Here is a 604-nt window from a genome sequence, read left to right as displayed (position 1 = left end):
CGCACTATGAGGTGCTATTTMTGGGGAAAAGATCGACTCGAATAGGTTAGGTGCCTAAAAAAAAGCCCGCAACAGCGGGCGAATAGTCACAGATGCATTACACAAAAGTGGATTTCCTGACCAAGGTCAGTGGATTCACTTGGGTCAACTGAACACTCATTGAGCGGTCAATCAACAAATTCAGGTTATCCTAAAATAACCGCATTGACTATTTATGTTTTTAATGTAGACTAAAATTCCGATGGAATTTTCTGTTGATTTGAGGTTGATCACAATTTGTGAGCGCAATCGATTACTTTTGATGAGTCAATAATGTGCCTAGTTCACTAGAACGACAAATGTCAGCCCAGATGGGAGAGGTGAGTTGGGCTAGGTGTGTTAACGATAAAGCCAGTCCTGCCATATTGTTTCCACTGCTGATGGTGACCATCGACTCCGCTTGAAGTGCATGGTCGAAGACAATCGGCATGGCTTTTTAGTGAAGAGGGAGTACAGTGCCAGTTGATATCCTGTAATTGCATAAATTTGCGAACTGTCGACGCATGTCATGCGCCGATAATCCATTAATGCTCTGACTTTTTTAGGATCAACAGAGCGATCGCCT

Annotated in this window: 1 pseudogene; it reads right to left on the bottom strand. The window is 43.1% G+C overall.

From position 1 onward, the window contains the following. Positions 1-292 precede the first annotated feature (292 nt). Positions 293-604 (bottom strand): annotated as a pseudogene (locus CIK04_RS33775) (aminoacyl-tRNA deacylase); the annotation flags it as partial.

Source organism: Vibrio sp. 03_296 (assembly GCF_002265885.1).
This window is presented reverse-complemented; position numbering and strand designations above follow the sequence as displayed.